This is a genomic window from Bradyrhizobium manausense (assembly GCF_018130615.1).
GTDB lineage: Bacteria > Pseudomonadota > Alphaproteobacteria > Rhizobiales > Xanthobacteraceae > Bradyrhizobium > Bradyrhizobium manausense_A.
Genome location: NZ_JAFCKB010000016.1, coordinates 1 through 19,257, shown reverse-complemented (window position 1 = coordinate 19,257; position 19,257 = coordinate 1). Strand labels below are relative to the sequence as shown.

Genomic DNA, 19,257 nt, shown 5'->3' with positions numbered 1-19,257 from the left:
AGCAGCGAGCTCGTCACTTCCAACCACGAGCGATATCGAGTAGGGCCGGAGCCGACAGCGCTGCGAAGGCGCCGATCGCCGCGACATTTTGTTCATTATACCATCCAGCTTGATGAAGCAGGTTGAGTGTTCCGATCGTCTTTCCGTTCCAGCGCACGGGATAGTTAACGGCACTTTCGCAACCGAGCGATCGGATAAGTTCATGATCGAAGAATGCGCGCTTGGTGTCCTCGTAGTCGTAACAGATGCGCGGCTTTCCGGTTAGTACGATCTCCTTATAGAAGACGCTGGACCGATCAATAGGCTTGCTCCCCCCAACGGGATAGGCCCCCGGCTGATTGGAATAATAGCGTTGATTCTGGCCGACATCCTCGTTGAGCACCAGGACGGTGAACAGCTTATGTCCGATCGTTTGTGCCAACGCCATGTCGAGCCGAGCTAAGAGGATACCAGGCTGCCCTTGCTCCGCCCCTGCTCGTGCGACGTCGTCTATCGCGGCCAGATGGGCTTTCGGATCAGATGCGAAATCTGACCCTGTCGCGGCCTGAAGCGGGTCGCATATCGGCATCGCAACAACCGCCCCCAATCCACTTACCAGTAAGCTACGGCGCGCGAAGAACGACGATTCGATGGACGACATTGTTGCTCCTTTTCCGTCGAAAGTTGGCCCAGACGTTTCCGCCTGAGAGGCGCCAACAGCCTTAGTGAGAACTTGAAACCCTTCAGATCAATCATGCTGGCGCGAGCCGCTCCGACGGACCACGAGGCACCTTCCCGTACCGCCGAGCGAAACCGAGGCTTCCGAGCACGGTAAAGGCCATGGTGAAGAGCAGAAGTATGAACGCCAATGCCGCGCCCATGGGCCAGTTGTTGCTCCTTATGAACTGATCATACACAGCTGGCGCCATCATCTTGAACCGAGGACCTCCCAGGAGAACCGCGGTCGCGTAAGTGTTCATGCACAAGACGAATACGAGCGTGCATCCCGCGGCAACGCCCGGCAGCGCAAGCGGAAGAACGACTCTCCGAAAGACCACTATCGGGGAAGCCCCGAGATTGGCGGCCGCTTCCTCGAGTTGAAGGGGAATGCTCTCGATTACCGACGAAACGGTGATGATCATGTACGGCAATACCACCGCTATGATACCGAATACGACCGCTTTCGGCGTATACATGAGCTGCAGCGGGTGTGCGATCAAACCGAGCCGTGCAAGCCCCCAGTTGATGAGACCGTCGCGATCAAGCAACGCCATCCAACCTGCAGATCGGACCACGTTTCCGACCAACAGAGGAAACAGGGTGGCAATCAACACCACACTCTTCCAGCGGTTCTCGACCCGGCCAAGCCAGTAGGCCGCCGGAAACGCGATAACGAGCGTGATCGCTGTGCACAACAAGGCAACGCCGAGCGTCGTCAACACGATCTGCTGATAGTACGGATCTGTTGCAGCGCGGACGTAGTTGTCAGCGCTCAGCGCTTCCACCATCAACTGGGTCGGGCCGAGCTCGTTCAACGAGATCCGGAACATCAAGCACAGCGGGCCGACGAGCAGGCCGAGAATAAGAATACATGCAGGAACCAGCAAGATTGCCATGATCAGGCCTTGAACTGCTTGTTCCAGAAATCAAGCGTGCGTTGTGACCGCCCCGTCGAATACGCGTAGTCGAGCAGCAAGAGCCTCGTACGTTCCTCCTCGTTCAGGAGCACCTCCCGCGCCAACTCTTCCGGAAGGGTTGCATCGCGCACCGTCGGCGCGTAGCCCATCTTCTCGGCAAAGCCCGTTTGCGCCCTCGGGTCCAGCATTGCATCGAGATATGCAAATGCCTCCACCTTGTTCTTGGCGTTGCGGGGGACACCTGCCTCAAACACCACGGTAGGAGTTCCCTCTTCCGGCACAACGTGGGCGAGCGGGATTCCAGCCTTCTTCCACATGAAGCCGCGCGCGAGCCACATGACGGTGATCCAGACTTCCTCCGACTTGAGCGCGGCCGCCAGCGCCTCGTTGGACGGGTATATCTTCACGTCCAACGACCGCAGCTCCAGGAGCTTCTTTTCCGCGGGATCGAAATTGCTGACGCTGCCGCCGCCTGCGAGCGCAGCAGCAAGCGTGTTGGCGCCGTAGAGAATATCGGAAAGTCCGATCCGACCACGCCACCTCGCATCCCAGAGATCGGCATATGACCGTGGGGGGACGGGAATCTTGGTTGGGTTATAGAGGATGACTTGCGCGGAGTAGATGTGTGGAATCGAGCACTTCTTGCGCAACTGCCGGAACACCGAACCAAGCCGAGATACTTGGTCGGCTCCAACCTGCTCCAGCACATCCGATTGCGACAGCAGATACGCGTCCGTATCGGACAGGCAGGCTACATCCATCGACCCCCGACGGCTTCCGCGCTCCGCTAATAATTTAGTCTTCCTTGGATCGACATTGGCGACGTCTTGAACAACCTCGATTCCTTTGGCGGTGGCCAACGGCTTGTCTACCAGGTCGCCCAGGAGTTGGCCGTAATCGCCTCCCCACGTCCCGACCACGATCGGTCCCGCCGACGCGGCGACCGATCGAGAGTTGCCGACGAGCAGGGCAGCTCCGCTGCCACAGCTCAACGATAGGAACGTACGCCGAGAATAGCTCATCTTGTCTAGTCCTTCGCCGTTTCGGGAATCAGCCTTGGAGCTTCCGTGTCCCACGTGAGCGAGACTGGATCATTGGTCCGCACGGAGAGCATAGGATCATCCCGGACTGGCGTCGGACGAGTAACGACCACCCGCTCCGACTCACCCAGTAACACTTGGTACTCCGTATGCGCGCCGAGATACGTCACTGCCTCAAGCTGCCCTTTGATCTCTGCGTGGTGGCCAGGCTCGATTGCGATGCGCTCAGGCCGAATAGCCAGCGTGCTCGCCGAGGACGATTCATCCGCTCGTCTTCTCGACGACAGCAGAAGCCCGCCGCGCGTTCTGACGCGCTCGTCGTCTTCGCGCGTGGCCGGCAACAGATTGCAGCGTCCGACGAACTCAGCGACGAAGGCGTCTCGTGGCTCCTCGTAGAGTTCGCGCGCGGAGCCGACCTGCCGAACCCGTCCTCCCTCCATCACGACCAGCCGATCGGCCATGGTCAACGCCTCTTCCCGGTCATGCGTGACGATTAAGGTCGTCAGACCGAGGCGCTGCTGAAGCGACCGAATCTCGGTACGGACTTCCGCTCGGAGCTTGGCATCGAGATTGGACAGCGGCTCGTCCAGCAAGAACAACTTCGGACTAATCGCGAGCGCGCGAGCGAGCGCGACACGCTGCTGCTGTCCTCCAGACATCTGTTTCGGGAAACGATCAGCCAGATGCGATAGCCTCACGAGACCAAGCGCCTCGGCGATGAGTGGCCCCCGTTGCGCGCGGCTAACGCCACGCATCTCCAGCCCGAATCCAACATTCTCAGCTACCGTCATGTGCGGGAAGAGAGCGTATGATTGGAACACGAGACCTGTCTCGCGGACATGCGGCGGGACGCGCGTGATGTCGTTTCCACCTAGCAACATCCGACCACTTGTCGGGGCAACGAAGCCGGCAATCATGCGCAAGGTGGTGGTCTTCCCGCAACCGGATGGCCCCAGCAGCGCCACCATCTCCCCCTGTGCGACCTCAAGAGTGAGCTCGTCCACCGCGATGGACGTTCCAAATTGCTTCTTGAGTCGTTCGACCGTCAACTTTGCCATCAAACGATCCTCGAGAGCTTCACAAACCGATCAGTTACAAGCATGAGCGCACCGACCAGGACAATTTGCGCCGTCGCCACCGCGGCGAGCGTCGGATCCATACGGAATTCCAAGTAGTTCAGCATGGCTACCGGCAATGTGATGCGTCCAGGTCCGACCAAGAGAAGCGTAAGATCCAAATTCTCAAAACTCTGGATGAACGAGAACATGGCGGCCGCGACGATGCCAGGCCGCATCATCGGCAGCGTTATCCTCCTAAAGACAGTGAATGGCCCTGCTCCGAGATTTGCCGCAGCTTCCTCGATCGCCTCGTCGAGACCTTGAAGGCTTGCGACAACAAGTCTGACCGTCCAAGGAATAGTGAGCATGGTGTGCGCCGCCACCAGACCGACCATTGTTCCCTTGATGTCGGTATCGAGCACATTCTCCGCGGCAACGTACATCATGTAGATTCCGGCACCGGTGACGACACCCGGAAGCGCCAAGGGTGCGAGCAAGAGCACGTTGATGCCTGCTTTTGCCGGAAACCTCGAACGCACGAGAGGTATTGCAGCCGCTACGCCGAGAGGAACCCCAATTGCAGTGGTCGCCATAGCGACTTGGACACTGGTAAGAAGACCGCGTGAAAACTCGGGCCTAGCCCAGGCATTGGCGTACCAATGCAGCGTCAAGCCGTTTGCGGGAAAACTCACGATCTCTTGCGCAAAGAAACTTATAAGCACGATCATCGCAACCGGAGCGAACACCAGCAAATATGCACCGGCAACGCACTCAGCGAAGATGAAGCGCCCAAGCCTGGGGAAGCCTCGACTCATGGAACGAGACGATACCAGCCCTCGAAGTGCCTCCTCCGACATCAATGGACGATCTGACTTTTGATGTCTTTGGGAGCCTTGGTCAGAATTTCAGGCTTCCGCCCCACGACCACGGTGTCATCCATGCGGAAACCGCCGAGGCCGTAGACATAGATGCCAGGCTCTGCTGAATACACTTCATTCTCCAGAAGAGGTCGATGGTTGAACGCCATGTCGTGCGGGTACTCATGACCGAGCAACCCCATTCCGTGGCCCGTTCGGTGTCGAATGAAGCCGCCACATCCGGCATCTTCTATGATCTTTTGCGCGGCCGAATCGATCGACGACACCGGAGCATCCGTGACGGCGGCTGCTGCTGCGGCTTCATTGGCCGCGCGAGCGATCTCATAATATTTGCGCTGATCCGCCGAAGGCTCGCCGGCAAACCAGGTGCGCTCGTTTTCAATGACAATACCGTTCAGACGAGGAATGACGATATTGACCAGAACGTCGCCCTTGCCGATCTTCGCCCCGCACGAAGCGCCGTCGCCATGCGGAGACGCCGATGCGGGACCGCTTAGAGTCCAGCACCTCAAGACCTCCAGATTTGCACCGGGAAAGCGCCGCCCACCCTCTTCGACCATGCAGACCGCCATCTGGTAGTCCAATTCCTGAACGAGGCGACCCGGCCTTATGTTTTCTCGATATCGCTCCTGGATGTAGTCAGATAGCGATGCCGCATGCCGCATGATCTCCAGCTCCTCGGCATGTTTGACCCAGCGCATGGACCGCATCTCCTCCAGACACGGAACCAGCTTGAGTTCAGGCAACATTCCGGCGGCCCTAGCCAAGCTGGATTGGGTCGCATCAATGCCTATGCGAGACGCTTTCAATCCGCATCGGCCCAACAGATCATGGATCATCTCGGGAAGTTGAGGCAGCGAGAACCCACGCTCTGTCAGCTTCGGGTGCTCGAAGTAGAACTCGACGTCATCGATCCAAAATTGTGCACGCTCGCGGGCCATACGGACGTGGTGCGTCGACAGCTCATTCATGATCGCGCGCGGCTCTCCATCGAATGGCACGCAAACCAAAATCGGCCGCTCCCAAGTCTGCACGTCGACGTTGAAGTTCGTCGCGAACTGGAAGAAGTCGGCGGTGACGAATAGAAGGGCATCGAGGCGATTTCTGGCCATGACGTCTCGCATGAGTTTTCGTCGATAGTCCCAGACCGAACGGCTCAAAAACTTCATGATGCTGCCAACGCTCCACGTAGTACGATAGGTTGTCCCGGGTCATTGCCTTGATCAGCGCGCATCGAGCGTGGCGATCCTGATCCGCCCTCGCGCAAACCTGCTCTCACATGACATTGGCATGATGGATGGGAACGAATGAGTGCATCCGGCGGACCCTTGCTGAAATCGGTCGATTCCTGCTTTTCTTAACCGAAGGTTCGCAGAGCGAGCTTCTAGTGCGCTCTTGTCCACGGTGGAGCGCAGAGATGGACTGGCCGTTTTGTGCTCAATGCTGCCGGATACTGCCAATTTCTGATGGCGTCACTTTACGGTCATCGTCAATTCTTGTTCGATGAATCCCACGAGATCGGGAGCCGCAATGACATTTGCGCGACCAAGGACAGGACCGGATCGATACCGATGGTCAAGTCTGCAATATCTTTCTTTGGGTGAACCTAGGTGATGATTTCAAAATCGGAATACGCTCATCGGCTGGAGCGGCTGCAGGACAAGATCCATGACGTTGATGTGTTCATCATCACGTCGCGCGAAAGCATCTACTATCTCACCGGTGCAGGCTTCGAACCGTTGGAGCGACCATTCTTTCTGCTCGTACCAAGGAAAGGCGCTCCAACCCTGCTGACACCGATGCTCGACCACGACCATCTCGGGAAGGCGCACAATATCGAGCCGGCGAGCCTGATAGCCTATTGGGACTATCCGGCGTCGCGCGGCAGGGGGTGGCGCGAGGCCTTGCTGGATCTGATTGGTCCTTCTGCAGTGATTGGCGTGGAGCCTAGCCTTCGCATGGAGATTCGGACGGAACTTCCGGGAGAGGTCCGAATTCTACCTCTCGTCGAGGAACTGAGGACGGTCAAGTCACCGGCCGAGATCGATATGATCCGTCGCGCAGCGCGACATGCCGACGCAGCCGTGCAGCAGCTTACGGCCGCAGCCTACTTTGGTTCCACAGTTGCCGAAGGCATCGCTCGCACGCGGCACGTCACGGCAGCAATGATCCGAGAAGTCCCGGATTTCGAACTGGCCGATTCCAATGTTCTCATGGCCACTTGGGCGGCCCCCCGGAGTGCGCAACCCCATTCCATCCCTGCGCTGTCTGACAGAACCCTCAATGGCCCGCACGTGGCACTCGCGCTGACGCGCTGTAATGGTTACGCCGCGGAATGCGAGCGAACTTTTTTCACCTCAAAACCAGGAGGTTGGGCGCTCGGCGCTTTCAAAGCGATGATGGCTGCGCGCGAGCTCGCAACGTCTCTCGTGCGCCCGGGCCTTCCGTGCGCAGAACTCGACAAGCGCGTGACCGATTTCCTGCGCGACGAAGGTTACTTCGGCGACGAAGCTCGCCTGCACCGAGTTGGCCACGGCTTCGGCCTCGGCAATCACGAGGCACCATGGATTTCCGAGGGAAGCGAGGAGATCCTGCAAGAGAACATGGTGATTAGCATCGAGCCTGGCATCTACGACAAACACGAGGGCGGCGTTCGTCACTCAGACACGATACTCGTCACCCGAGACGGCGCGGAAATGCTCACCAGGTTTCCCGACGGCTTGGATGAGCTGACCTTGAGGGGAGCGAGGCTCGGCTCTCGCATCCGTGGAGCATTGGTCACACGCGCCCTCAAAGTCTCGCAAGGAGCTGCCGTCAATTGAGACGACGATAGTCTCTTGGGGACTGGCCAACGACCGATTTGAAGACTCTGCTGAAATGCGACGCATCCTTGAATCCGCAATCCAGTGCCACTTCCAATATGTCTGCGCGGCGATCCAGCAGTTGCTCCTTGGCCCATTCGATTCTCTTAACGAGCGCGTATCGAACAGGGGATTGGCCGGTGGACAAACGGAATTGACGCGAGAAGTGAAACGGACTCATTCCGGCTTCCTTCGCCATCTCCTGCAACGACACTCCGCTGGAGATCGTTGAAGCGATGAGATCCGTAACCCGTCTGAGCTGGGCCGGTCGCAAGCCGGACGTCGAATGCGGCGGGGTTTTCCGCGTGTATTGCTGTAGTAAATAGGCCAACAGAGCGTGCGTAACACCGCAGGCAAATTCAACGCCGAAGCGCCCGTCCTGCTGCATGGCCCACAGTAGCTGATTCCCGATCTGTAGAATTGTATCGTCGCGCGTATAAAGTGGATCGGCGAAGCGGATCCTCTCGTCGCTAGCGGTCATTTCCGCGACAGCGCTCCTTGGGATCATACAGTGGAGCAAATCGAAGCCGCTGTCGGTAAACCATTCTCGCTCACAATCCGGATCGACGATTCGCACCGAATTTGCGGGGATCGGGCCAGTCCAGATCTGCCGTCGGTCAATGAATGACCGGGCCTTCATGGGCTTCAGAACGAGTGACAGGAGATAATGGTTCGCTCGCGGAGCCTTCTGACTAAATGAATCGCCTGTCCCCATCCGCCGCCAACGGGCGAGCGTTATGCCGCTCTTCGGTAAAGGCGCCAGAAACGCGGCCGGAGGCATTCCCCACCTAGCGGTGATTTTGGTCTTAGCCTCCTCAGCAACTGATGTCATTTCCGAAGCTCCTACTTGTCCTGCGCGACCTCCGTGAGGTGCGTTACAAATGGGACGCACCTCACAGGTACGACCCCGTTGGACACCATCAAGCAAAGAACATGCCCCGGGATGTCTACTACGCAGGCTTCTCGGCACAAATAGGATATCCGCCAATTTCCGGCCATGGAAAGATGAATGCGCTTCTCACAAGCGCCCCCGGTTTGCGAGCCGATGCGAGCCCACGCGTCTGCCGCATCAAGGGGACGCAACCTCGTACCTTTTTACCGCCAACAGCCCACCCTTGATCAGAGCGTAAAGCGGACCGGCTGTCGGAAACAGGGTCTCAGGCGACGGATTGTCGATCCACGTTTTGCAACGCGCCACCATACTCGATTGTGTTCGACCACATGTGACGGCTGCCACCAAAACAAGGTCGGAACCGCCTGGCATTCCCCGTCGTCGTCGATCTCGTTGGAAAAGGCTGCACTTGGGTGAAACATGCAGCCCGTCGTTCTCGAACCTGTGATGCGCGGATTCGCAGTGGTGCTCTAGGACATCAGCATCAGACGGTCACTTGGAGCCAGTTGCTCGAGCCGCCGCCAGGACCGTTCAGGTCCTGTTGCCAAGTAAAGCGCGGTCCACTCGGTGAAATCTAGGTCCTTCCCTTATGAGCCGGGGCCCTCTTGGTGTACCGATCCGCGGTCGGCTTGGCGCCAAACCGCAAACCGTCAATGAACAGACCCACCATCCGCTTCGGATCCGTGGGTTCGCCGCAGCTAGGCGGAACACACAGCATGGCGACGGCGTGAAGAAGTTCGTTTTGCTTCACCCCGGCCCTAATCTCGCCGGCGGTCGCCGCAGTATCCAGCAGCCGCTGAATTCCTGGACCTAGTTGTTGCTGAAAATAGGAGGGCAGCCCCTCCAGTGCCGGATCTCCAGAGTTCAGGGCCGCTGCGAGCCCCCGGTGGGCGGCGATAAAATCGACATAGTGGGACACCCATCGTGTAAGCGCGTCTCCAGCTGGATGGTTGGCCGCCAACACCGACAGAGTATCCACGCATTCACCGACCTCCTTACGAAACACCGCCACGACAAGGTCGGAACGCGTCGGAAAATGGCGGTAGAGCGTACCAACACCTACCCCTGCCCGCTCGGCAATCTCACGCATGGGCACATCTACTCCTGACCGAGCGAACCGCTCAGCAGCTGTCTGAAGAAGCAAATCGATGTTGCGCTGCGCGTCGGCCCGCAGGTGGCGCTTGGTACGCGCGCTGGCCGCTGCCCGCCGCTTCGACTTTTTGTCGTCGTGAGCCAATTTTACCTCTTGATAAACGGAACATCGTTCCGCATATGACAACCGGACGCACGTTCCGCATATAGCAAAAGACAAGTGGGTTTCCCACCCGCCAATAGGAGATAAAGATGCATGGAAAGCCCGTGGCTCTTGTTACCGGAGCCAACAAAGGAATCGGCCTGCAAATCGCAAAGGATCTTGCGCAAAACGGATACACCGTACTCATTGGTTCGCGCCGCGTCGAAGCGGGCGAAGCGATTGCCAACAGCGTCGGGCTCGATGCCAAAGTGGTCCAGCTCGACGTTACTGACCAAGCCTCAATCGCGGCTTCAGCCATCCATGTCCGCAAGGTGTATGGCCGGCTGGACGTTCTCGTGAACAACGCAGGCGTATCGCATGCCGGCCCGCAAAGCCGGACAGCGGAGCAAATCATGCAAGCAACCTATTTGTCCGCTGTAAGCATGGACGAATTGCGCGCCGTCTACGAGACCAATGTATTCGGCGTCGTCGCTGTCACGAAAGCGATGTTACCGCTCCTACGTGAGGCACCCGCGGGGAGAATCATCAACGTTTCAAGCATGACTGGTTCGTTGACGCTGAACGACAACCCTTCACACCCGCTGCGCCAGTATGCCGGAACTTATTCGTCATCGAAGACTGCCCTAAATGCAATCACGCAGGCGTTCGCTGTCGAGCTCGAGGGCACCAACATCAAGGTCAACGCGGTCTGTCCCGGCTTTACGGCCACCGACAACAATAAGTTCATCGGTCCCGGTACGGTCGAGGAAGCCGCGCGCGAGCCCGTCCGAGTCGCTCTGCTGGGTCCGAACAGCCCTACGGGCGGCTTTTCAAATGCCCAAGGCCCGCTCCCCTGGTGAAGTAGACAGACGTTATTGGGCAGCCCGTCTGGAGCACGTCGGTAGCTCGCCGCTGATCTTGCTCTGGACGGCGGTCCTGCTGGAGGCGTCGAGACTTGCTTTGTCGAAGCACCGTCTTCTCGACATGGCGTACGCCGGATGGCCCGCCCCAGGCGGATTGGGGCAGCGGCCAAAGTTGGGGAGAAAGCAGGTTACCGACCTGCCAGCGATAAAGGAGGCGTACTCCGGAGCTACGGACTTGCTCCTCCTGGCCACTACCGCCCCTTCCATTCCGGTTTTCGCTTTTCTGCGAAGGCCTGCGGACCTTCGACTGCATCCACGGAGGCGAGCATCGCCTTCATTGCCGGGTAGTTCCATTCTTCCGACAGCCCCTCCGAAACGGATCGGGAAAGCCCGCGAAGAACCGCTTCCTTGGTGGCACGCACCGACATGGGGCTGCATGCAAGGATCTCATCGGCCCACCGCTTGGCGGCGGCCATAAGGTCACCGCGCGCCACTTCGTTGACCAGACCGAGCAAGAGCGCCTCTTCGGCGCTGACCCGTCGCCCCGTCAGCATCATGCCCATTGCTCGCTTGAGCCCGATCTCGCGAGGCAACCGCTGAATTCCTCCAGCGAGGGCTGCCAGGCCAACCCGCGGCTCCGGCAGAGCGAAGACGGCGTTCTCGGAGGCGACCACGATGTCGCACGCCAGCGCGATCTCAAACCCGCCTCCCATCGCCACCCCGTTGACGGCTGCGATGATCGGCTTCGCCAGATCAAAGCGCTTCGTTATGCCGCCGAAGCCCTTGGATGGAGTTGTGAGACCACCGCCAGCGGCTTGCTGCTTTAGATCGTGCCCTGCGCAGAAGGCTTTCTGTCCGGCTCCCGTGATGATCGCGACCCATTGTTCGTCATCCGCGGCAAACTTGTCGAAGACCGCTTCAAGTTCGGAATGGCAAGCCGAGTTCAAAGCGTTGTGCGCCTCGGGCCTGTTGATCGTGACGATCGTGCAGTGCTCCTCACGTGACACCTTGACATTTTCGTACGTCATTTCCGATCACCCTTTCGAATTCGGTACGCGGGATAACATCCTTGAAGCGGATCGCCGATGCGGGTCCGCGCAATCGTTGCAATCGCGAGCGATAAAATCTCACGATTTGTGTGGAGTTCTCGGAGCCCTCTGCCTCAAAGTCCTTGGAAGGTTGCGAATTCCGACAGGTCGGCGCGATCTGCACGCAGGCTGTTGATCGGATGTTCCGGATCCATGTAACCCAGAGCCATGCCGCAAAAGAGCATGAGATGGGGAGGCAACCCGATGAACTCGCCTACGGTTTTGTGCCAGAGCGCCCACGCTTCCTGCGGGCAGGTGCTCAGTCCCTTCTCCGCCGCGAGTAACATGATGGACTGCATGTACATACCGAGATCGGCCCATTGCCCAGGCTCCATCTGCCGGTCGATCGCAAAGAACAGGCCCACCGGGGCACCGAAGAACGTGAAGTTCGTTGCAAGCTGCTTGAGGCGCGCCGCTTTGTCCTCTCGCGGAATACCGATCGTGCGATACAGATCTTCGCCGTTCTTGAACCGCCGAGTTCTGTACGGCTCTTTCAATTCTGGCGGATAGATATTGTATTCCGACTGCTCGCCCATCGGATTGCTCTTAACCCGCTCGGCCATCAGCGCTTTGAACCGTGCGAGTTCTTGGCCGCTGAGCGCCCAGACGTGCCACGGCTGCAGATTTCCGCCGGAAGGTGAGCGGCTGGCGGCGAGCAGTATCTCTTTCACGATCTCTGCAGGGACTGGAGCGTCCAAGAACGCTCGGACAGAGGTCCGCGAATTGAGAGCGTCCGACACTTTCATGAGAGTTTCTCCAAATACCTAAATGCGGAAGATCGTCAGCCGATCCGCACGACCATCTTTCCGAGCGCCGCACGCGTCGTCATCGCTTTGAACGCTTGGTGGAAATCCCCGAATGCAAAGACCTTTCCCACCACAGGAACGAGCGTCTTTTCGCTCAACCAAGTGAATAGCTGCGCAATGACTCGATCTCGCACCTCCGGTTCGCGACGACCGATCTGCGCGAGATCGACACCAAGCAGCGCGCCCCCTTTCAGCAGAGGCAGATTGAATCGCAGCGCTGGAATCGTTCCGGAAGCAAAACCGATGACCAAATGCCTCCCATTCCACGCGATCGAACGGAACGCTTGCAGGCTCAACTCTCCTCCGACGGGATCGTAAATCACGTCGGCGCCGCGACCGTCGGTGAGTGCCTTAAGCTCGTCACGCCACCCGTCGCGCGTGTAATCGAGGCCTTCATCCGCGCCAAATTTGATGGCAAATTGTCGCTTCTCCTCGGTCGAGGCTGCCGCGATGACCCGGGCGCCCAGCAATTTTCCGACCTGAACTGCAGCGATTCCCACGCCACCCGCCGCCCCGAGGACCAGGAGCGTTTCGCCGCGCTGCAGCTTTCCCCGGGCGCTGAGTGCGTAGAGCGCCGTGAGATAGTTGGCGAAGAACGAGGCACCGACCTCGGGTTCAATGCCTTTTGGCGCCACGAAGAGGTCTGCAGCCGCCGTGCAGATATATTCGGCTAGACCGCCATTTCTGACCATTCCAATGACGGGCGTACCGGGCGGGAAGCCCTCAACGTCTGCGGCCGCCTCGTCGACGATGCCCGCAAACTCCGAACCCGGCGTAAACGGCAACGGGTCCTTGGTCTGGTACAGGCCCTGCACCTTCAAGCCGTCAACGAAGCCTATGGCAGCGGCCTGAATCCGAACGCGGACCATTCCCGCTGACAATTCCGGCTTGGCCACCTCCTTGATCGTGATGTTGTCGATATGGTCGTAGTTCTCAACCAAGACTGCTTTCATGACATCCTCTCGAGCGAGCCGACCTGGGGCGGCCAACAAGTTCACGCGATAGAGTTCGGGCACTCGGCAACCTAGAGCGCCCTGGAAATCACTTCCTTCATCATTTCGCTGGTCCCACCGTAAATGCGTTGCACGCGTGCGTCGGCGTACATGCGAGCAATGAGGTACTCGTTCATGTATCCGTACCCGCCATGCAGTTGCAGACACTCATCGACAACCTTACCTTGCTGTTCCGACGCCCAGAGTTTTGCCATCGAAGCCGTGGCAGCATCCAGCGTGCCAGAAACCAGTGCTTCGACGCACTCGTCGACAAAGCATCGTGTGACCTTCGTGACTGTCGCCAGTTCAGCGAGCTTGTATTTTGTGTTCTGGAACTCAGCGATCGATTTTCCGAACGCCTTGCGTTCGCGGACGAAGGCGAGCGTGGCCTCTAGCGCCCCCTCCATCGCTGCCACCGCCATCACACCGATAATGGTGCGCTCATAAGGCAGGTCAGACATCAGTTGATAGAAACCGCGACCTTCCACGCCTCCGAGGAGATTTGACGCCGGCACCATAACCTCGTCGAAGAACAGTTCGGACGTATCCTGCGCCTTCAGCCCGAGCTTATCGAGTACGCGGCCGACCCTGAAGCCGGGAGCTTTTGCCGTCTCGACCAGAATGATCGACATCCCACTCGCCCGCTCAGCCGGATTAGTCTTCGCGACAACAAGCACCAATCCTGCAAGGAGGCCGTTGGAGATGAACGTCTTGGATCCATTGATCACATAGCTGTCGCCGCGCCTCTCGGCGCGTGTTCGAATGGATTGAAGATCCGAGCCCGCCCCCGGCTCGGTCATCGCGATGGCGCCGACCAGTTCTCCACTGGCCAAGCGCGGCAAGTATTCGCGCTTTTGCGCCTCCGTCCCGTGGTTCAGCAGGTAGTGGGCCACAATTGTGTGCACAGACGGGTTCATTCCCGTCAGGCCGCGCCGTGACATGGCGTCGTACAAGATGGCCTCATGTCGAAAATCGCCCCCACCGCCGCCATACTCTGTCGGAATGTCCGAACACAAAAGCCCGAGCGCTCCGGCCTTCAGCCAGAGTTCGTGCCCGACATTGCCTCGCTCACGCGCTTCTTCGTCCAGCGGCACCATCTCCTTCTCGATGAAGCGGGACACTGTGTCTCGATACATTTCGAGGTCAGAATCGAGCCAAGAGGGTCGAAAGTCGATCATGCGCCTTACTCATCATTGTGAACGAACGCAAAGATTGCGTTCAATGTCCCAGCATTGGCAAAATTTGGGCGATCGCGCAGGCTCGAATATCGAGCCGGATGCCCAGCTCCTGCCGGGCGACTGCTTACGGCCGTCCCGCGCACACCTGTCGACAAAGCCTCAAAATCAAAGGCGCTGTGCGAAAGGCGTGCGCGGGATACTCCGTCAAGTAATCAATCGTCCGTGTCGCCGTTGATCACGTCACCGAACAGCTCCCACTTCTCGCCGCTCAGGCGCATCAGACGCAGTTGACTGATCGGGGCAAAGTCGGTCGGCGAGGTGTTCATGTAGATCCCCGGCAAGAGCGCTTCGGTCCGCCAGTCCTTCAGGTTCGCAGCCTGCTTCATAACGTTCTCGCGAGTGAGATCGTCGCCGCACTGCTTCAGCGTCTGAGCCAGCGTCTCGGCAAGCGCGTAGCCGGTGATCAACAATATGTCCCGCTTGTTGCCTTCGGGATAGTACTTGGCGAGGAAGCTCTGAAACTCCTTCATGCCAGGATCATTGTCCCATTGCGGATCCGACGGATCCTTCAGGTAAGTGGCGGAAACAACACCTTGCGCGTTCTCGAAGCCGGCGGGCTTGATCACGCTGCCGATCGAAGAGGAAACGTTGCTGAGGATGTGCAGCGGCTTCCAGTCGATTTCGGCGATCTTCTTGATGGCCTGGGCCGCAAATTTGGGGGAGCTGATATTGACCAGCGTATCGGCACCTGACGCCTTGAGCTTGACGATATGAGTGTCGATCGTCGGCTCGGTCGTCTCGTAGCTCTCCTCGGCGATAATCCGCGCGCCGAGTTTGTCCTTGAGACCCTTCAGATAATCCTTCCCGAGATCGTCATTCTGGAAGAACACGGCCACCTTGGCGTTCGGCTTTTCCTTGAGAATATACTTTGCATAGGCCCGCGCCTCGCTCTGGTAGGACGGCTGCCAACCCGTAGTCCAGGGAAAGTTCTTGGGGTCGTTGAACTTCGTTGCGCCCGCCGCGACGAACAGCTGCGGAACTTTCTTCGACGTCAGATATTTCTGGATTGCAGTATTGTTGGCCGTGCCCAGCGGATCGAACATGAGCAGGACCTCATCACTCTCCACCAGTTTGCGGGTCTGTTCGACGGCTTTCGGCGGCGAGTACGCGTCGTCATAGCTGATGAAGTTGACCTTGCGGCCGTTGATGCCGCCCTTGTCGTTGATCATCTTGAAGTATGCCGCCTCGACCTGGCCGATCACGCCATAGGCGGATCCTGGACCGCTATACGGCATGAGATTTCCGACCTTGATTTCGGTGTCGGTGGCCCCTGTATCGTATTTCTTCTGCGCAAGCGCGCCGCCCGAGGCGAGCGAGATGACTGCGGCCGCTAAGGCAGCCGCCCGTATAGTCCTTCCAAACATCTGAGGTCTCCTTGGTTAAGTTTCACTTCTGTTTGATTTTGGCGATCCAAGCTTCGCTTTGGACCACGACCTGCCTTGCGCCGTGGGGCACGAGGTAGATGACGAGGAACAACAGCACGCCGAACACGGCGCCGGAGAGGCCCTTGGAGATCCCTTCTGCGATGTTCGGCACGAAGATGATGAAGGCGGCGCCGACGATCGAGCCGGGCAGCCAGCCGACGCCGCCGACGACCATGCCGAGGAACAGCTGGATCGCGAGCGTGATGGTGAAGCTGTCGGGCGCGACGAACTGCACCGCAATGGCGCTGAGGCCGCCGGCGACGCCGGTGATGGCGGCGGAGACGCCGAAGGCGAGGGTCTTGTAGAGCGCGACGTTGATGCCCATGGCGGAGGCCGCGATCTCGTTGTCGCGGATCGCCATGAAGGCGCGGCCCGAGCGGGAGCGCAGCAAGTTCACCGAGAGGATGTAGATCGCGAGCACGACGACGAGCGTGAAATAATACAGCCACATGTCCTGCGACATCTTCAGGCCGAACGGCGCATCGGGCTTGGTGACGACGAGGCCCTGCACGCCGCCGGTCCAGTGCTCGAGGAAGTTCAGCTTGAGAAGCTGCGGCATCGCGGTGGCGAGCGCGAAGGTCGCGAGCGCGAGGTAGACGCCGGAGAGCCGCAGCGCCGGCTGGCCGAACAGGAAGCCGGCGCCGAAGCACAGCACGGCTGAGACCGGAAGGCAGAGGAAGTAGGGGACGTTGAACTGCTCCATCATGACAGCGGTGACGTAGGCGCCGATGGCGTAGAACGCGCTCTGGCCGAGCGAGAACTGCCCCGAGCCGCCGGTCAGGATGTTCAGCGCCAGCACCGCGAGGCCCAGATAAAGCAACTGGGTCAGCTGGAAGATCACGAAATTCTTCGCGAACAGGGGAACGGCGATGAGAAGCAACAGCACCACCACCGAGGTGCCGGTGCCCAGCGTCATGGCCCGCTTCGGAACGGCTTCGACCGCCTCGTGGCCTTCGGCGACGACTTCTTCTGCTGCGCTCATGATCAAACTCGCTTGACGATGTGCCGGCCGAACAGACCAGCGGGTTTGACGACCAGGACGGAGATGATCAGCGCGAGCGCGATCGGGAGTTTCAGCTCATTGCCGACGCCGGGAATGTAGGTGCCGGCGAGGTTCTCGAAGATGCCGACCAGGAAACCGCCGACCACGGCGCCGAACGGGCTGGTCAGGCCGCCGAGCACGGCCGCGGCGAAGCCGTAGATCAGCACGCCGCCCATCATGTTGGGCTCGAGGAACACCACCGGCGCGATCAGCATGCCGGCGATCGCGCCGATCGCGGTCGCCATGCCCCAGCCGAGCGCAATCATCCAGCTGGTGTTGATGCCGACCAGGCGGGCCGATTCAGGCACCGAGGCGGCGGCGCGCATGGCGAGGCCGATGCGGGTGTACTGGAAGAAGAAATAGAGCCCGAGCAGCAGCAGCACGGTGACGCCGATCATGCCGGCCTGGTGGGTCGAGATCAGCTGGCTGCCGAGGAACGGCGCGGAGCCGAACGGGGTCGGATATTGCTTGATGGTGAAGTCCCAGATCAGGCCGGCCGAGGAGTTGATGATCGCAAACAGCGCGATGAAGCCGGCGACGTTGGTCAGAACAGGTGCCTTCGCGAGCGGCTTGAACAGGATGCGCTCGATCGCGATGCCGGCGACGAAGGAGAACGCCAGCGTGATGATGAAGGCGCCCCAATAGGGCACGCCCCATTGCATCAGCTGCCAGGAGATGAAGGTCGAGAACATCGCCATCTCGCCCTGCGCGAAGTTGAGATGGTCGATCGCCTGATAGATCATGACCACGGCGAGCGCCATGCAGGCGTAGATCGCGCCGGTGGCAATCCCGGCCAGCACCTGGTTGGTAAACAGCTCCATCGTGCCGGCTCCCTCAGTAACCCAGGTAGGATTTGCGGATTTCTTCGTTGTTCGCGATGTCCTTGGCATTGCCCGACATCACGATGCGGCCGGTCTCGATCACATAGGCCTGGTCGGCGAGCTCGAGCGCGAGCTGGGCGTTCTGCTCGACCACCAGGATCGACACCTTGTCCTCGCGGTTGATCTTGCCGAGGATGCCGAACAGGTCGCGCACCACCAGCGGCGCGAGGCCGAAGGAGGGCTCGTCCAGCAGCATCAGCCGTGGCCGCAGCATCAAGGCGCGGGCGACCGCGAGCATCTGCTGCTCGCCGCCGGAGAGCGTGCCGGCCTGCTGGGTGTGCCGCTGCTTCAGCACCGGGAAATGTGCATACATGCGCTCGATGTCGGAGACGATGCCGGCATTGTCCTTGCGGGTGATGGCCCCTAACTGCAGGTTCTCCTCCACCGTCATGGTGGTGAAGGTGCCGCGGCCCTGCGGCACATGGGCGATGCCGAACCGCACGATGCTCTCGGTCGATTTGTTGTTCAGCGGCTTGCCGTCGAACTCGATGCCGCCGGTGGAGCGCACCATGTTGCAGATCGCGCGCAGCGTCGTGGTCTTGCCGGCGCCGTTGGCCCCGAGCAGCGTCGTCAGCGAGCCCTCGTTGAGCGAGAAGGACAGGCCATGGAGCGCCTGGACCTGGCCGTAATAGGCGCGCAGGTCCTTGACGTTGAGCAGCGTCGTCATTGGTCCTTGCTCCCGAGATAGGCCTTGATGACGTCGGGGTCCGCCTGCACCTGGGCAGGCGTGCCTTCGGCGAGCTTCTTGCCGAAATTGAGCGCGACGACGTGGTCGGCGATCGACATCACGAGGCCCATGTGATGCTCGACCAGCAGCACGGTCATGTGGCGCTCGTCGCGGATTTTGCGGATGAGGTCGCCGAGCACGTAGACCTCTTCGTGGTTGAGGCCGCCGGCGGGTTCGTCGAGCAGCAGGATCTTCGGGTCAGCCGCCAGTGCCCGCGCCAATTCGACGCGCTTCTGCGTGCCGAAGGGCAGGCCGGACACGACGGTGTGGGCGACGTCCTCGAGGTCGAGATAGGCGAGGATCTCGTGCACCTTTTTGTTCACGCTGCTTTCGCTGCGGCGAATCCAGGCAAGGCGCAGCGAGTCGCTGATGATGTCGCTGGAGGTGCGGGCGTGGGTTCCGACGCGGACATTGTCCATCACCGAGAGGTTCGGAAACAGCGCTACGTTCTGGAAGGTGCGGCCGATGCCGATCTCGGCGATGCGGTGCGGCGGCCGCGTCAAAATGCTCGCGCCATCCATCAGGATGTCGCCGGACGACGGCTGATAGAGGCGGGAGAGGCAGTTGAACAGCGTGGTCTTGCCGGCGCCGTTGGGGCCGATCAATCCGAGGATCTG

At 59.7% G+C, this 19,257-nt stretch carries 19 protein-coding genes; 2 read left to right on the top strand and 17 right to left on the bottom strand.

Features of this window, described 5'->3' with window-relative positions; all coding sequences use genetic code 11:
- Positions 1–13: 13 nt before the first annotated feature.
- The 6 genes from JQ587_RS25675 to JQ587_RS25650 all read right to left on the bottom strand — a co-directional run bounded on the left by JQ587_RS25675 (position 14) and on the right by JQ587_RS25650 (position 5,761).
- Positions 14–640 carry a GAF domain-containing protein gene (locus tag JQ587_RS25675; protein ID WP_212427142.1) on the bottom strand — a complete coding sequence of 209 codons (627 nt, stop codon included), beginning with the start codon at positions 638–640 and terminating at the stop codon, positions 14–16.
- Positions 641–731: 91 nt separating this feature from the next.
- Entirely contained in the window at positions 732–1,595 is an 864-nt protein-coding gene (locus JQ587_RS25670; protein WP_212427141.1) for an ABC transporter permease, read from the bottom strand.
- 2 nt (positions 1,596–1,597) lie between these two features.
- On the bottom strand, positions 1,598–2,638 hold the full coding sequence (locus tag JQ587_RS25665; protein ID WP_212427140.1) for an extracellular solute-binding protein: 1,041 nt from the start codon (positions 2,636–2,638) through the stop codon (positions 1,598–1,600).
- A 5-nt stretch (positions 2,639–2,643) separates the two neighbouring features.
- A complete protein-coding gene (locus JQ587_RS25660) occupies positions 2,644–3,714 on the bottom strand; it encodes an ABC transporter ATP-binding protein (RefSeq protein ID WP_212427139.1) in 1,071 nt (356 codons plus the stop codon).
- On the bottom strand, positions 3,714–4,529 hold the full coding sequence (locus tag JQ587_RS25655; protein WP_212427262.1) for an ABC transporter permease: 816 nt from the start codon (positions 4,527–4,529) through the stop codon (positions 3,714–3,716). The genes JQ587_RS25660 and JQ587_RS25655 overlap by 1 nt, the downstream gene beginning before the upstream one ends.
- Positions 4,530–4,570: 41 nt before the next feature.
- Positions 4,571–5,761 (bottom strand): M24 family metallopeptidase, encoded by a 1,191-nt coding sequence (locus JQ587_RS25650; RefSeq protein ID WP_212427138.1) that lies wholly within the window; start codon positions 5,759–5,761, stop codon positions 4,571–4,573.
- Positions 5,762–6,205: 444 nt separating this feature from the next.
- On the opposite strand from JQ587_RS25650, the gene JQ587_RS25645 reads away from it, so the two are divergent.
- A complete protein-coding gene (locus JQ587_RS25645) occupies positions 6,206–7,414 on the top strand; it encodes a M24 family metallopeptidase (RefSeq protein ID WP_249154528.1) in 1,209 nt (402 codons plus the stop codon).
- Here the strand turns inward: JQ587_RS25645 and JQ587_RS25640 are convergent.
- Both JQ587_RS25640 and JQ587_RS25635 read right to left on the bottom strand, forming a co-directional pair.
- Positions 7,407–8,285, bottom strand: a complete 879-nt coding sequence (locus JQ587_RS25640) for a helix-turn-helix domain-containing protein (RefSeq protein ID WP_212427136.1) — start codon at positions 8,283–8,285, stop codon at positions 7,407–7,409. The two genes, JQ587_RS25645 and JQ587_RS25640, sit on opposite strands and share 8 nt — an antisense overlap.
- A 634-nt stretch (positions 8,286–8,919) precedes the next feature.
- Positions 8,920–9,582, bottom strand: a complete 663-nt coding sequence (locus JQ587_RS25635) for a TetR/AcrR family transcriptional regulator (protein WP_212427135.1) — start codon at positions 9,580–9,582, stop codon at positions 8,920–8,922.
- Positions 9,583–9,689: 107 nt separating this feature from the next.
- Here JQ587_RS25635 and JQ587_RS25630 point away from each other — a divergent pair, with 107 nt between their 5' ends.
- Complete coding sequence (locus JQ587_RS25630; protein ID WP_212427134.1) at positions 9,690–10,439, top strand: SDR family oxidoreductase; 750 nt, start codon at positions 9,690–9,692, stop codon at positions 10,437–10,439.
- A gap of 254 nt (positions 10,440–10,693) precedes the next feature.
- On the opposite strand, the gene JQ587_RS25625 is transcribed toward JQ587_RS25630, so the two are convergent.
- The 9 genes from JQ587_RS25625 to JQ587_RS25585 form a co-directional block, all read right to left on the bottom strand.
- The gene (locus tag JQ587_RS25625) at positions 10,694–11,470 is read right to left on the bottom strand and encodes an enoyl-CoA hydratase-related protein (RefSeq protein ID WP_212427133.1); all 777 of its coding nucleotides are present in this window, start codon (positions 11,468–11,470) and stop codon (positions 10,694–10,696) included.
- Positions 11,471–11,604: 134 nt separating this feature from the next.
- Entirely contained in the window at positions 11,605–12,276 is a 672-nt protein-coding gene (locus JQ587_RS25620; protein ID WP_212427132.1) for a nitroreductase, read from the bottom strand.
- A 35-nt stretch (positions 12,277–12,311) separates the two neighbouring features.
- Positions 12,312–13,289, bottom strand: coding sequence for an NADPH:quinone oxidoreductase family protein (locus tag JQ587_RS25615; RefSeq protein ID WP_212427131.1), 978 nt, complete (start codon positions 13,287–13,289; stop codon positions 12,312–12,314).
- A 71-nt stretch (positions 13,290–13,360) separates the two neighbouring features.
- Positions 13,361–14,506, bottom strand: a complete 1,146-nt coding sequence (locus JQ587_RS25610) for an acyl-CoA dehydrogenase family protein (RefSeq protein WP_249154518.1) — start codon at positions 14,504–14,506, stop codon at positions 13,361–13,363.
- A gap of 212 nt (positions 14,507–14,718) precedes the next feature.
- Positions 14,719–15,930 carry an ABC transporter substrate-binding protein gene (locus JQ587_RS25605; RefSeq protein WP_212427130.1) on the bottom strand — a complete coding sequence of 404 codons (1,212 nt, stop codon included), beginning with the start codon at positions 15,928–15,930 and terminating at the stop codon, positions 14,719–14,721.
- A 22-nt stretch (positions 15,931–15,952) separates the two neighbouring features.
- Positions 15,953–16,972: a branched-chain amino acid ABC transporter permease gene (locus JQ587_RS25600; RefSeq protein ID WP_212427129.1), complete on the bottom strand. Its 1,020-nt coding sequence runs from the start codon at positions 16,970–16,972 to the stop codon at positions 15,953–15,955.
- A 2-nt stretch (positions 16,973–16,974) separates the two neighbouring features.
- Positions 16,975–17,853, bottom strand: a complete 879-nt coding sequence (locus JQ587_RS25595; protein WP_212298423.1) for a branched-chain amino acid ABC transporter permease — start codon at positions 17,851–17,853, stop codon at positions 16,975–16,977.
- Between the two features lie 13 nt (positions 17,854–17,866).
- The gene (locus JQ587_RS25590) at positions 17,867–18,580 is read right to left on the bottom strand and encodes an ABC transporter ATP-binding protein (protein WP_212298422.1); all 714 of its coding nucleotides are present in this window, start codon (positions 18,578–18,580) and stop codon (positions 17,867–17,869) included.
- Positions 18,577–19,257, bottom strand: a 681-nt coding sequence (locus JQ587_RS25585; protein WP_212427128.1) for an ABC transporter ATP-binding protein, incomplete at its 5' end; no start/stop codon positions are given. The genes JQ587_RS25585 and JQ587_RS25590, both read right to left, overlap by 4 nt.

What these genes read in the sequence shown, in the direction of transcription:
- JQ587_RS25675 (WP_212427142.1), bottom strand. Translation starts at nt 640, where the DNA reads ATGTCGTCCATCGAATCGTCGTTCTTCGCGCGCCGTAGCTTACTGGTA.
- JQ587_RS25670 (WP_212427141.1), bottom strand. Translation starts at nt 1,595, where the DNA reads ATGGCAATCTTGCTGGTTCCTGCATGTATTCTTATTCTCGGCCTGCTC.
- JQ587_RS25665 (WP_212427140.1), bottom strand. Translation starts at nt 2,638, where the DNA reads ATGAGCTATTCTCGGCGTACGTTCCTATCGTTGAGCTGTGGCAGCGGA.
- JQ587_RS25660 (WP_212427139.1), bottom strand. Translation starts at nt 3,714, where the DNA reads ATGGCAAAGTTGACGGTCGAACGACTCAAGAAGCAATTTGGAACGTCC.
- JQ587_RS25655 (WP_212427262.1), bottom strand. Translation starts at nt 4,529, where the DNA reads ATGAGTCGAGGCTTCCCCAGGCTTGGGCGCTTCATCTTCGCTGAGTGC.
- JQ587_RS25650 (WP_212427138.1), bottom strand. Translation starts at nt 5,761, where the DNA reads ATGAAGTTTTTGAGCCGTTCGGTCTGGGACTATCGACGAAAACTCATG.
- JQ587_RS25645 (WP_249154528.1), top strand. Translation starts at nt 6,206, where the DNA reads ATGATTTCAAAATCGGAATACGCTCATCGGCTGGAGCGGCTGCAGGAC.
- JQ587_RS25640 (WP_212427136.1), bottom strand. Translation starts at nt 8,285, where the DNA reads ATGACATCAGTTGCTGAGGAGGCTAAGACCAAAATCACCGCTAGGTGG.
- JQ587_RS25630 (WP_212427134.1), top strand. Translation starts at nt 9,690, where the DNA reads ATGCATGGAAAGCCCGTGGCTCTTGTTACCGGAGCCAACAAAGGAATC.
- JQ587_RS25625 (WP_212427133.1), bottom strand. Translation starts at nt 11,470, where the DNA reads ATGACGTACGAAAATGTCAAGGTGTCACGTGAGGAGCACTGCACGATC.
- JQ587_RS25620 (WP_212427132.1), bottom strand. Translation starts at nt 12,276, where the DNA reads ATGAAAGTGTCGGACGCTCTCAATTCGCGGACCTCTGTCCGAGCGTTC.
- JQ587_RS25615 (WP_212427131.1), bottom strand. Translation starts at nt 13,289, where the DNA reads ATGAAAGCAGTCTTGGTTGAGAACTACGACCATATCGACAACATCACG.
- JQ587_RS25610 (WP_249154518.1), bottom strand. Translation starts at nt 14,506, where the DNA reads ATGATCGACTTTCGACCCTCTTGGCTCGATTCTGACCTCGAAATGTAT.
- JQ587_RS25605 (WP_212427130.1), bottom strand. Translation starts at nt 15,930, where the DNA reads ATGTTTGGAAGGACTATACGGGCGGCTGCCTTAGCGGCCGCAGTCATC.
- JQ587_RS25600 (WP_212427129.1), bottom strand. Translation starts at nt 16,972, where the DNA reads ATGAGCGCAGCAGAAGAAGTCGTCGCCGAAGGCCACGAGGCGGTCGAA.
- JQ587_RS25595 (WP_212298423.1), bottom strand. Translation starts at nt 17,853, where the DNA reads ATGGAGCTGTTTACCAACCAGGTGCTGGCCGGGATTGCCACCGGCGCG.
- JQ587_RS25590 (WP_212298422.1), bottom strand. Translation starts at nt 18,580, where the DNA reads ATGACGACGCTGCTCAACGTCAAGGACCTGCGCGCCTATTACGGCCAG.